This is a genomic window from Prolixibacteraceae bacterium (assembly GCA_019856515.1).
Lineage (GTDB): Bacteria > Bacteroidota > Bacteroidia > Bacteroidales > Prolixibacteraceae > Halosquirtibacter > Halosquirtibacter xylanolyticus.
Map to the genome: position 1 here is coordinate 2,957,639 of CP082230.1, position 13,548 is coordinate 2,971,186.

Below are 13,548 nucleotides of genomic sequence, written 5' to 3' on the forward strand. Positions count from 1 at the left end.
GTTATTTATATCTGACTTAAATGTTACAATCTAACATTATCAGCATACATAGTTCAATATATCTTTTTGACATGCTCCTGGAAAAAGTAATCTAAATACAACTAATCTTTTGTTCTAATGAAAGTTTCGGGTAATTAGTACTGCTCGGCTTTGGTCTCACAACCTTTACACCTGCAGCCTATCAACGTCGTAGTCTCCAACGACCCTCTAAGGAAACCTCATCTTGAGTGGAGCTTCGTGCTTAGATGCTTTCAGCACTTATCTCTTCCAAACGTAGCTACTCAGCAATGCACCTGGCGGCACAACTGATACACCAGAGGTTTGTCCACCGCGGTCCTCTCGTACTAGCAGCAGCTTCTCTCAAGTTTCCTGCGCCCACAACAGATAGGGACCGAACTGTCTCACGACGTTCTGAACCCAGCTCGCGTGCCACTTTAATGGGCGAACAGCCCAACCCTTGGGACCTTCTCCAGCCCCAGGATGTGACGAGCCGACATCGAGGTGCCAAACCGCTCCGTCGATATGAGCTCTTGGGAGCGATCAGCCTGTTATCCCCGGAGTACCTTTTATCCTTTGAGCGATGGCCCTTCCATACGGAACCACCGGATCACTATGCTCTACTTTCGTACCTGATCGACGTGTTGGTCTCACAGTCAAGCACCCTTGTGCCATTACACTCTACAGACGGTTACCAATCGTCTTGAGGGTACCTTTAGAAGCCTCCGTTACTCTTTTGGAGGCGACCACCCCAGTCAAACTACCCACCACACAATGTCCTCATTGCTGAGTTAGGTTTCAAACAAGCAAAGGGTCGTATTTCAAGGACGACTCCACAACGCCTAGCGACGCCATTTCATTGTCTCCGACCTATCCTACACATTACTTGCCCAAAATCAATGTGAAGTTGCAGTAAAGGTTCACGGGGTCTTTCCGTCCCGTTGCGGGTAATCGGCATCTTCACCGATACTTCAATTTCACCGAGCTCATGGCTGAGACAGTGCCCAGATCGTTGCACCATTCGTGCAGGTCGGAACTTACCCGACAAGGAATTTCGCTACCTTAGGACCGTTATAGTTACGGCCGCCGTTTACCGGGGCTTCATTTCAGCGCTTCTCCGAAGATAACGCCCCCACTTAACCTTCCGGCACCGGGCAGGTGTCAGGCCTTATACATCATCTTTCGATTTAGCAAAGCCCTGTGTTTTTGATAAACAGTCGCCTGGGCCTTTTCACTGCGGCTCCCCTTGCGAGGAGCGATCCTTCTCCCGAAGTTACGGATCGATTTTGCCTAGTTCCTTAGCCATGAATCACTCGAGCACCTCAGGATTCTCTCCTTGACTACCTGTGTCGGTTTGCGGTACGGGTTTATATAATCTACGTTTAGAGGTTTTTCTAGGAAGCCCTTAGGCACACTATCCAATCGTCCGAAGACTCTCGGTACTATCAGGTTTCAGCTCAACGTGCGGATTTGCCTACACATCTCATAACCTACGCCCTTCAACGTACTATTCCGTCAGTACGCGGTGCTTTCATCACTCCGTCGCCCCATCACAACTATATAAAGTACGGGAATATTAACCCGTTGTCCATCGAGTTCGCCGTTCGGCTACCCCTTAGGTCCCGACTAACCCTGATCCGATTAGCGTTGATCAGGAAACCTTAGTCTATCGGTGGGAGGGTTTCTCGCCCTCCTTATCGTTACTTATGCCTACATTTGCTTTTCTAACCGCTCCAGCGCACCTCACAGTGCACATTCAACGCAGTCAGAATGCTCCCCTACCACTTAATGGTAGTCCATTAAATCCATAGCTTCGGTGATATGTTTAATGCCCGATTATTATCCATGCCCGATCGCTCGACTAGTGAGCTGTTACGCACTCTTTAAATGAATGGCTGCTTCCAAGCCAACATACTAGCTGTCTATGCAATCAGACCTCGTTTGTTCAACTTAACATATACTTGGGGACCTTAGCTGATGGTCCGGGTTCTTTCCCTTTCGGACATGGACCTTAGCACCCATGCCCTCACTCCTGGTAATCATATTACAGCATTCGGAGTTTGTCTGGAGTTGATAGGCGGTGAAGCCCTCGCATCCAATCAGTAGCTCTACCTCTGCAATACTATATCCAAGGCTGCACCTAAATGCATTTCGGGGAGTACGAGCTATTTCCGAGTTTGATTGGCCTTTCACCCCTACCCACAGGTCATCCAAGAGCTTTTCAACGCTCCCTGGTTCGGTCCTCCATCTTGTGTTACCAAGACTTCAACCTGCCCATGGGTAGATCACACGGTTTCGCGTCTACCCCCACTAACTTCGACGCCCTATTCAGACTTGCTTTCGCTTCGGCTCCGAGCCTTAAGCTCTTAACCTTGCTAGTGAGGAGTAACTCGTAGGCTCATTATGCAAAAGGCACGCCGTCACATCTAATGATGCTCCGACCGCTTGTAAGTGTATGGTTTCAGGTACTATTTCACTCCCCTGTTCGGGGTACTTTTCACCTTTCCCTCACGGTACTGGTTCTCTATCGGTCTCTTAGGAGTATTTAGCCTTACCAGATGGTCCTGGCAGATTCAGACAGGGTTTCACGTGCCCCGCCCTACTCAGGATACTGCTAGATCATATTTGCTTACGTGTACAGGACTATCACCCTCTCTGGTGTAACTTTCCAGTTACTTCTACTTCACGCATAATCTCATATCGCAGTCCTACAACCCCAACAACGCCGAAACGTAATTGGTTTGGGCTAATCCGCGTTCGATCGCCACTACTAACGGAATCACTTTTGTTTTCTCTTCCTCCGGGTACTTAGATGTTTCAGTTCTCCGGGTTTGCCTCTGACATAGTCAGATAACCAATAAATTGGCTGGGTTGCCCCATTCAGAAATCTTCGGATCAAAGGTTGTTTGCACCTCCCCGAAGCTTATCGCAGCTTATCACGTCTTTCATCGCCTCTAAGAGCCTAGGCATCCACCATACACCCTTACTTACTTTCTATTATAATTAACCTTTAATGTTAATCTCGATATCTGTTGTATTCTTTTACAGATTACTTTTTTCCAGAATGTCAAAGAACTTATATACACCGATCTAATCAAATTAAATCTAACTAAATCAATATAAATGTGTGGAGAATATCGGAGTCGAACCGATGACCTCCTGCGTGCAAGGCAGGCGCTCTAGCCAGCTGAGCTAATCCCCCAAATAACCTCGTATAAATAATATTACGATTGTAGTCCCGCCCAGACTTGAACTGGGGACCTCTACATTATCAGTGTAGCGCTCTAACCAGCTGAGCTACGGGACTATGTCTAAAACATAACCACCTTAGTTTTTCAGCCTAACGCTATCCACTTTGGTTATGTGGGTATATAAGGTTTTTTGATATGACAAGAAAAAACAACCTAATCTCGTCGATTTTCTTTAACCGTTCTTGTCGGCTCCAGAAAGGAGGTGTTCCAGCCACACCTTCCGGTACGGCTACCTTGTTACGACTTAACCCCAGTCACTAGTTTTACCCTAGGCCGCTCCTTTCGGTAACAGACTTCAGGCACCCCCAGCTTCCATGGTTTGACGGGCGGTGTGTACAAGGCCCGGGAACGTATTCACCGCGCCATGGCTGATGCGCGATTACTAGCGAATCCAGCTTCACGGAGTCGAGTTGCAGACTCCGATCCGAACTGAGACCAGTTTTAGAGATTAGCATCCTGTCGCCAGGTAGCTGCCCTTTGTACTGACCATTGTAACACGTGTGTAGCCCTGGACATAAGGGCCGTGCTGATTTGACGTCATCCCCACCTTCCTCTCACCTTACGGTGGCAGTCTCTCTAGAGTCCTCAGCTTAACCTGTTAGCAACTAAAGATAGGGGTTGCGCTCGTTATGGGACTTAACCCGACACCTCACGGCACGAGCTGACGACAACCATGCAGCACCTTGTACGTCGTCCGAAGAAAAGTCTATCTCTAGACCGATCGCCGTACATTTAAGCCCAGGTAAGGTTCCTCGCGTATCATCGAATTAAACCACATGTTCCTCCGCTTGTGCGGGCCCCCGTCAATTCCTTTGAGTTTCAATCTTGCGATCGTACTCCCCAGGTGGATTACTTAAAACTTTCGCTTAGCCACTGACTGTGTATCGCCAACAGCGAGTAATCATCGTTTACGGCGTGGACTACCAGGGTATCTAATCCTGTTCGCTCCCCACGCTTTCGTACATCAGCGTCAGTTATACCTTAGTAAGCTGCCTTCGCAATCGGTGTTCTGAGTAATATCTAAGCATTTCACCGCTACACTACTCATTCCGCCTACCTCAAGTATACTCAAGTAATACAGTTTCAATGGCAGTTCTACAGTTGAGCTGCAGGATTTCACCACTGACTTATATTACCGCCTACGTACCCTTTAAACCCAATAAATCCGGATAACGCTTACACCCTCCGTATTACCGCGGCTGCTGGCACGGAGTTAGCCGGTGTTTATTCATATGCTACCTTCAGCTACTTTCACGAAAGTAGGTTTATTTGCATATAAAAGAAGTTTACAACCCATAGGGCAGTCATCCTTCACGCGGGATGGCTGGTTCAGACTTGCGTCCATTGACCAATATTCCTCACTGCTGCCTCCCGTAGGAGTCTGGTCCGTGTCTCAGTACCAGTGTGGGGGATCATCCTCTCAGAACCCCTAGACATCGTAGCCTTGGTAAGCCGTTACCTTACCAACTAGCTAATGTCACGCATGTTCATCTTGTACCGCCGGAGCTTTAATCACCAAGTCATGCGACTCGGCAATACTATGGGGCATTAATCCAAATTTCTCTGGGCTATTCCCCTGTACAAGGCAGATTACATACGCGTTACTCACCCGTGCGCCGGTCGTCGTCTAGTAGCAAGCTACTTCCGTTACCCCTCGACTTGCATGTGTTAGGCCTCCCGCTAGCGTTCATCCTGAGCCAGGATCAAACTCTTCGTTGTATAAAAAGTTAATTAATTTAGCTCAACAAAAACTCAAAAATCTATTAGATTGACGGTTGCTTTTTTGTACTTGTCATTATCAAAAAAAATCTTCAAAGAACGTTTAGTTCATAAAAAAATCAACTCTAGTGAATTGATCTTTTACTAAAACGGCGGCGACCTACTCTCCCACATCTCTGCAGTACCATCGGCGCGGTAGGGCTTAACTTCTCTGTTCGGAATGGGAAGAGGTGGAACCCCTATGCAATAACCACCTTAAATTCTAAATACGGTTATTTATATCTGACTTAAATGTTATAATCTAACATTATCAGCATACATAGTTCAATATATCTTTTTGACATGCTCCTGGAAAAAGTAATCTAAATACAACTAATCTTTTGTTCTAATGAAAGTTTCGGGTAATTAGTACTGCTCGGCTTTGGTCTCACAACCTTTACACCTGCAGCCTATCAACGTCGTAGTCTCCAACGACCCTCTAAGGAAACCTCATCTTGAGTGGAGCTTCGTGCTTAGATGCTTTCAGCACTTATCTCTTCCAAACGTAGCTACTCAGCAATGCACCTGGCGGCACAACTGATACACCAGAGGTTTGTCCACCGCGGTCCTCTCGTACTAGCAGCAGCTTCTCTCAAGTTTCCTGCGCCCACAACAGATAGGGACCGAACTGTCTCACGACGTTCTGAACCCAGCTCGCGTGCCACTTTAATGGGCGAACAGCCCAACCCTTGGGACCTTCTCCAGCCCCAGGATGTGACGAGCCGACATCGAGGTGCCAAACCGCTCCGTCGATATGAGCTCTTGGGAGCGATCAGCCTGTTATCCCCGGAGTACCTTTTATCCTTTGAGCGATGGCCCTTCCATACGGAACCACCGGATCACTATGCTCTACTTTCGTACCTGATCGACGTGTTGGTCTCACAGTCAAGCACCCTTGTGCCATTACACTCTACAGACGGTTACCAATCGTCTTGAGGGTACCTTTAGAAGCCTCCGTTACTCTTTTGGAGGCGACCACCCCAGTCAAACTACCCACCACACAATGTCCTCATTGCTGAGTTAGGTTTCAAACAAGCAAAGGGTCGTATTTCAAGGACGACTCCACAACGCCTAGCGACGCCATTTCATTGTCTCCGACCTATCCTACACATTACTTGCCCAAAATCAATGTGAAGTTGCAGTAAAGGTTCACGGGGTCTTTCCGTCCCGTTGCGGGTAATCGGCATCTTCACCGATACTTCAATTTCACCGAGCTCATGGCTGAGACAGTGCCCAGATCGTTGCACCATTCGTGCAGGTCGGAACTTACCCGACAAGGAATTTCGCTACCTTAGGACCGTTATAGTTACGGCCGCCGTTTACCGGGGCTTCATTTCAGCGCTTCTCCGAAGATAACGCCCCCACTTAACCTTCCGGCACCGGGCAGGTGTCAGGCCTTATACATCATCTTTCGATTTAGCAAAGCCCTGTGTTTTTGATAAACAGTCGCCTGGGCCTTTTCACTGCGGCTCCCCTTGCGAGGAGCGATCCTTCTCCCGAAGTTACGGATCGATTTTGCCTAGTTCCTTAGCCATGAATCACTCGAGCACCTCAGGATTCTCTCCTTGACTACCTGTGTCGGTTTGCGGTACGGGTTTATATAATCTACGTTTAGAGGTTTTTCTTGGAAGCCCTTAGGCACACTATCCAATCGTCCGAAGACTCTCGGTACTATCGGGTTTCAGCTCAACGTGCGGATTTGCCTACACATCTCATAACCTACGCCCTTCAACGTACTATTCCGTCAGTACGCGGTGCTTTCATCACTCCGTCGCCCCATCACAACTATATAAAGTACGGGAATATTAACCCGTTGTCCATCGAGTTCGCCGTTCGGCTACCCCTTAGGTCCCGACTAACCCTGATCCGATTAGCGTTGATCAGGAAACCTTAGTCTATCGGTGGGAGGGTTTCTCGCCCTCCTTATCGTTACTTATGCCTACATTTGCTTTTCTAACCGCTCCAGCGCACCTCACAGTGCACATTCAACGCAGTCAGAATGCTCCCCTACCACTTAATGGTAGTCCATTAAATCCATAGCTTCGGTGATATGTTTGATGCCCGATTATTATCCATGCCCGATCGCTCGACTAGTGAGCTGTTACGCACTCTTTAAATGAATGGCTGCTTCCAAGCCAACATACTAGCTGTCTATGCAATCAGACCTCGTTTGTTCAACTTAACATATACTTGGGGACCTTAGCTGATGGTCCGGGTTCTTTCCCTTTCGGACATGGACCTTAGCACCCATGCCCTCACTCCTGGTAATCATATTACAGCATTCGGAGTTTGTCTGGAGTTGATAGGCGGTGAAGCCCTCGCATCCAATCAGTAGCTCTACCTCTGCAATACTATATCCAAGGCTGCACCTAAATGCATTTCGGGGAGTACGAGCTATTTCCGAGTTTGATTGGCCTTTCACCCCTACCCACAGGTCATCCAAGAGCTTTTCAACGCTCCCTGGTTCGGTCCTCCATCTTGTGTTACCAAGACTTCAACCTGCCCATGGGTAGATCACACGGTTTCGCGTCTACCCCCACTAACTTCGACGCCCTATTCAGACTTGCTTTCGCTTCGGCTCCGAGCCTTAAGCTCTTAACCTTGCTAGTGAGGAGTAACTCGTAGGCTCATTATGCAAAAGGCACGCCGTCACATCTAATGATGCTCCGACCGCTTGTAAGTGTATGGTTTCAGGTACTATTTCACTCCCCTGTTCGGGGTACTTTTCACCTTTCCCTCACGGTACTGGTTCTCTATCGGTCTCTTAGGAGTATTTAGCCTTACCAGATGGTCCTGGCAGATTCAGACAGGGTTTCACGTGCCCCGCCCTACTCAGGATACTGCTAGATCATATTTGCTTACGTGTACAGGACTATCACCCTCTCTGGTGTAACTTTCCAGTTACTTCTACTTCACGCATAATCTCATATCGCAGTCCTACAACCCCAACAACGCCGAAACGTAATTGGTTTGGGCTAATCCGCGTTCGATCGCCACTACTAACGGAATCACTTTTGTTTTCTCTTCCTCCGGGTACTTAGATGTTTCAGTTCTCCGGGTTTGCCTCTGACATAGTCAGATAACCAATAAATTGGCTGGGTTGCCCCATTCAGAAATCTTCGGATCAAAGGTTGTTTGCACCTCCCCGAAGCTTATCGCAGCTTATCACGTCTTTCATCGCCTCTAAGAGCCTAGGCATCCACCATACACCCTTACTTACTTTCTATTATAATTAACCTTTAATGTTAATCTCGATATCTGTTGTATTCTTTTACAGATTACTTTTTTCCAGAATGTCAAAGAACTTATATACACCGATCTAATCAAATTAAATCTAACTAAATCAATATAAATGTGTGGAGAATATCGGAGTCGAACCGATGACCTCCTGCGTGCAAGGCAGGCGCTCTAGCCAGCTGAGCTAATCCCCCAAATAACCTCGTATAAATAATATTACGATTGTAGTCCCGCCCAGACTTGAACTGGGGACCTCTACATTATCAGTGTAGCGCTCTAACCAGCTGAGCTACGGGACTATGTCTAAAACATAACCACCTTAGTTTTTCAGCCTAACGCTATCCACTTTGGTTATGTGGGTATATAAGGTTTTTTGATATGACAAGAAAAAACAACCTAATCTCGTCGATTTTCTTTAACCGTTCTTGTCGGCTCCAGAAAGGAGGTGTTCCAGCCACACCTTCCGGTACGGCTACCTTGTTACGACTTAACCCCAGTCACTAGTTTTACCCTAGGCCGCTCCTTTCGGTAACAGACTTCAGGCACCCCCAGCTTCCATGGTTTGACGGGCGGTGTGTACAAGGCCCGGGAACGTATTCACCGCGCCATGGCTGATGCGCGATTACTAGCGAATCCAGCTTCACGGAGTCGAGTTGCAGACTCCGATCCGAACTGAGACCAGTTTTAGAGATTAGCATCCTGTCGCCAGGTAGCTGCCCTTTGTACTGACCATTGTAACACGTGTGTAGCCCTGGACATAAGGGCCGTGCTGATTTGACGTCATCCCCACCTTCCTCTCACCTTACGGTGGCAGTCTCTCTAGAGTCCTCAGCTTAACCTGTTAGCAACTAAAGATAGGGGTTGCGCTCGTTATGGGACTTAACCCGACACCTCACGGCACGAGCTGACGACAACCATGCAGCACCTTGTACGTCGTCCGAAGAAAAGTCTATCTCTAGACCGATCGCCGTACATTTAAGCCCAGGTAAGGTTCCTCGCGTATCATCGAATTAAACCACATGTTCCTCCGCTTGTGCGGGCCCCCGTCAATTCCTTTGAGTTTCAATCTTGCGATCGTACTCCCCAGGTGGATTACTTAAAACTTTCGCTTAGCCACTGACTGTGTATCGCCAACAGCGAGTAATCATCGTTTACGGCGTGGACTACCAGGGTATCTAATCCTGTTCGCTCCCCACGCTTTCGTACATCAGCGTCAGTTATACCTTAGTAAGCTGCCTTCGCAATCGGTGTTCTGAGTAATATCTAAGCATTTCACCGCTACACTACTCATTCCGCCTACCTCAAGTATACTCAAGTAATACAGTTTCAATGGCAGTTCTACAGTTGAGCTGCAGGATTTCACCACTGACTTATATTACCGCCTACGTACCCTTTAAACCCAATAAATCCGGATAACGCTTACACCCTCCGTATTACCGCGGCTGCTGGCACGGAGTTAGCCGGTGTTTATTCATATGCTACCTTCAGCTACTTTCACGAAAGTAGGTTTATTTGCATATAAAAGAAGTTTACAACCCATAGGGCAGTCATCCTTCACGCGGGATGGCTGGTTCAGACTTGCGTCCATTGACCAATATTCCTCACTGCTGCCTCCCGTAGGAGTCTGGTCCGTGTCTCAGTACCAGTGTGGGGGATCATCCTCTCAGAACCCCTAGACATCGTAGCCTTGGTAAGCCGTTACCTTACCAACTAGCTAATGTCACGCATGTTCATCTTGTACCGCCGGAGCTTTAATCACCAAGTCATGCGACTCGGTAATACTATGGGGCATTAATCCAAATTTCTCTGGGCTATTCCCCTGTACAAGGCAGATTACATACGCGTTACTCACCCGTGCGCCGGTCGTCGTCTGGTAGCAAGCTACCTCCGTTACCCCTCGACTTGCATGTGTTAGGCCTCCCGCTAGCGTTCATCCTGAGCCAGGATCAAACTCTTCGTTGTATAAAAAGTTAATTAATTTAGCTCAACAAAAACTCAAAAATCTATTAGATTGACGGTTGCTTTTTTGTACTTGTCATTATCAAAAAAAATCTTCAAAGAACGTTTAGTTCATAAAAAAATCAACTCTAGTGAATTGATCTTTTACTAAAACGGCGGCGACCTACTCTCCCACATCTCTGCAGTACCATCGGCGCGGTAGGGCTTAACTTCTCTGTTCGGAATGGGAAGAGGTGGAACCCCTATGCAATAACCACCTTAAATTCTAAATACGGTTATTTATATCTGACTTAAATGTTATAATCTAACATTATCAGCATACATAGTTCAATATATCTTTTTGACATGCTCCTGGAAAAAGTAATCTAAATACAACTAATCTTTTGTTCTAATGAAAGTTTCGGGTAATTAGTACTGCTCGGCTTTGGTCTCACAACCTTTACACCTGCAGCCTATCAACGTCGTAGTCTCCAACGACCCTCTAAGGAAACCTCATCTTGAGTGGAGCTTCGTGCTTAGATGCTTTCAGCACTTATCTCTTCCAAACGTAGCTACTCAGCAATGCACCTGGCGGCACAACTGATACACCAGAGGTTTGTCCACCGCGGTCCTCTCGTACTAGCAGCAGCTTCTCTCAAGTTTCCTGCGCCCACAACAGATAGGGACCGAACTGTCTCACGACGTTCTGAACCCAGCTCGCGTGCCACTTTAATGGGCGAACAGCCCAACCCTTGGGACCTTCTCCAGCCCCAGGATGTGACGAGCCGACATCGAGGTGCCAAACCGCTCCGTCGATATGAGCTCTTGGGAGCGATCAGCCTGTTATCCCCGGAGTACCTTTTATCCTTTGAGCGATGGCCCTTCCATACGGAACCACCGGATCACTATGCTCTACTTTCGTACCTGATCGACGTGTTGGTCTCACAGTCAAGCACCCTTGTGCCATTACACTCTACAGACGGTTACCAATCGTCTTGAGGGTACCTTTAGAAGCCTCCGTTACTCTTTTGGAGGCGACCACCCCAGTCAAACTACCCACCACACAATGTCCTCATTGCTGAGTTAGGTTTCAAACAAGCAAAGGGTCGTATTTCAAGGACGACTCCACAACGCCTAGCGACGCCATTTCATTGTCTCCGACCTATCCTACACATTACTTGCCCAAAATCAATGTGAAGTTGCAGTAAAGGTTCACGGGGTCTTTCCGTCCCGTTGCGGGTAATCGGCATCTTCACCGATACTTCAATTTCACCGAGCTCATGGCTGAGACAGTGCCCAGATCGTTGCACCATTCGTGCAGGTCGGAACTTACCCGACAAGGAATTTCGCTACCTTAGGACCGTTATAGTTACGGCCGCCGTTTACCGGGGCTTCATTTCAGCGCTTCTCCGAAGATAACGCCCCCACTTAACCTTCCGGCACCGGGCAGGTGTCAGGCCTTATACATCATCTTTCGATTTAGCAAAGCCCTGTGTTTTTGATAAACAGTCGCCTGGGCCTTTTCACTGCGGCTCCCCTTGCGAGGAGCGATCCTTCTCCCGAAGTTACGGATCGATTTTGCCTAGTTCCTTAGCCATGAATCACTCGAGCACCTCAGGATTCTCTCCTTGACTACCTGTGTCGGTTTGCGGTACGGGTTTATATAATCTACGTTTAGAGGTTTTTCTTGGAAGCCCTTAGGCACACTATCCAATCGTCCGAAGACTCTCGGTACTATCGGGTTTCAGCTCAACGTGCGGATTTGCCTACACATCTCATAACCTACGCCCTTCAACGTACTATTCCGTCAGTACGCGGTGCTTTCATCACTCCGTCGCCCCATCACAACTATATAAAGTACGGGAATATTAACCCGTTGTCCATCGAGTTCGCCGTTCGGCTACCCCTTAGGTCCCGACTAACCCTGATCCGATTAGCGTTGATCAGGAAACCTTAGTCTATCGGTGGGAGGGTTTCTCGCCCTCCTTATCGTTACTTATGCCTACATTTGCTTTTCTAACCGCTCCAGCGCGCCTCACAGCACACATTCAACGCAGTCAGAATGCTCCCCTACCACTTAATGGTAGTCCATTAAATCCATAGCTTCGGTGATATGTTTGATGCCCGATTATTATCCATGCCCGATCGCTCGACTAGTGAGCTGTTACGCACTCTTTAAATGAATGGCTGCTTCCAAGCCAACATACTAGCTGTCTATGCAATCAGACCTCGTTTGTTCAACTTAACATATACTTGGGGACCTTAGCTGATGGTCCGGGTTCTTTCCCTTTCGGACATGGACCTTAGCACCCATGCCCTCACTCCTGGTAATCATATTACAGCATTCGGAGTTTGTCTGGAGTTGATAGGCGGTGAAGCCCTCGCATCCAATCAGTAGCTCTACCTCTGCAATACTATATCCAAGGCTGCACCTAAATGCATTTCGGGGAGTACGAGCTATTTCCGAGTTTGATTGGCCTTTCACCCCTACCCACAGGTCATCCAAGAGCTTTTCAACGCTCCCTGGTTCGGTCCTCCATCTTGTGTTACCAAGACTTCAACCTGCCCATGGGTAGATCACACGGTTTCGCGTCTACCCCCACTAACTTCGACGCCCTATTCAGACTTGCTTTCGCTTCGGCTCCGAGCCTTAAGCTCTTAACCTTGCTAGTGAGGAGTAACTCGTAGGCTCATTATGCAAAAGGCACGCCGTCACATCTAATGATGCTCCGACCGCTTGTAAGTGTATGGTTTCAGGTACTATTTCACTCCCCTGTTCGGGGTACTTTTCACCTTTCCCTCACGGTACTGGTTCTCTATCGGTCTCTTAGGAGTATTTAGCCTTACCAGATGGTCCTGGCAGATTCAGACAGGGTTTCACGTGCCCCGCCCTACTCAGGATACTGCTAGATCATATTTGCTTACGTGTACAGGACTATCACCCTCTCTGGTGTAACTTTCCAGTTACTTCTACTTCACGCATAATCTCATATCGCAGTCCTACAACCCCAACCACGCCGAAACGTAATTGGTTTGGGCTAATCCGCGTTCGATCGCCACTACTAACGGAATCACTTTTGTTTTCTCTTCCTCCGGGTACTTAGATGTTTCAGTTCTCCGGGTTTGCCTCTGACATAGTCAGATAACCAATAAATTGGCTGGGTTGCCCCATTCAGAAATCTTCGGATCAAAGGTTGTTTGCACCTCCCCGAAGCTTATCGCAGCTTATCACGTCTTTCATCGCCTCTAAGAGCCTAGGCATCCACCATACACCCTTACTTACTTTCTATTATAATTAACCTTTAATGTTAATCTCGATATCTGTTGTATTCTTTTACAGATTACTTTTTTCCAGAATGTCAAAGAA

The 13,548-nt window shown here is 47.8% G+C and carries 4 tRNA genes and 7 rRNA genes; all 11 read right to left on the bottom strand.

The annotated features are described in order from the left end of the window. Positions 1-115: 115 nt before the first annotated feature. Positions 116-2,994: ribosomal RNA gene (locus K5X82_10670) — 23S ribosomal RNA — on the bottom strand. A gap of 131 nt (positions 2,995-3,125) precedes the next feature. Further along, positions 3,126-3,199, bottom strand: a tRNA-Ala gene (locus K5X82_10675). Between the two features lie 31 nt (positions 3,200-3,230). Continuing rightward, positions 3,231-3,304 (bottom strand) — tRNA-Ile (locus K5X82_10680). A gap of 139 nt (positions 3,305-3,443) precedes the next feature. After that, a 16S ribosomal RNA gene (locus K5X82_10685) occupies positions 3,444-4,967 on the bottom strand. 147 nt (positions 4,968-5,114) lie between these two features. After that, positions 5,115-5,225 (bottom strand): 5S ribosomal RNA (gene rrf, locus K5X82_10690). Positions 5,226-5,353: 128 nt separating this feature from the next. Beyond that, positions 5,354-8,232: ribosomal RNA gene (locus K5X82_10695) — 23S ribosomal RNA — on the bottom strand. Between the two features lie 131 nt (positions 8,233-8,363). Further along, positions 8,364-8,437, bottom strand: a tRNA-Ala gene (locus K5X82_10700). 31 nt (positions 8,438-8,468) lie between these two features. After that, positions 8,469-8,542: transfer RNA gene (locus tag K5X82_10705), tRNA-Ile, on the bottom strand. Positions 8,543-8,681: 139 nt separating this feature from the next. Further along, a 16S ribosomal RNA gene (locus tag K5X82_10710) occupies positions 8,682-10,205 on the bottom strand. A gap of 147 nt (positions 10,206-10,352) precedes the next feature. Continuing rightward, positions 10,353-10,463: ribosomal RNA gene (gene rrf / locus K5X82_10715) — 5S ribosomal RNA — on the bottom strand. 128 nt (positions 10,464-10,591) lie between these two features. Further along, positions 10,592-13,470: ribosomal RNA gene (locus K5X82_10720) — 23S ribosomal RNA — on the bottom strand. The 16S, 23S and 5S rRNA genes sit together here with 4 tRNA genes alongside, the layout of an rRNA operon. Between the last annotated feature and the right edge of the window lie 78 nt (positions 13,471-13,548).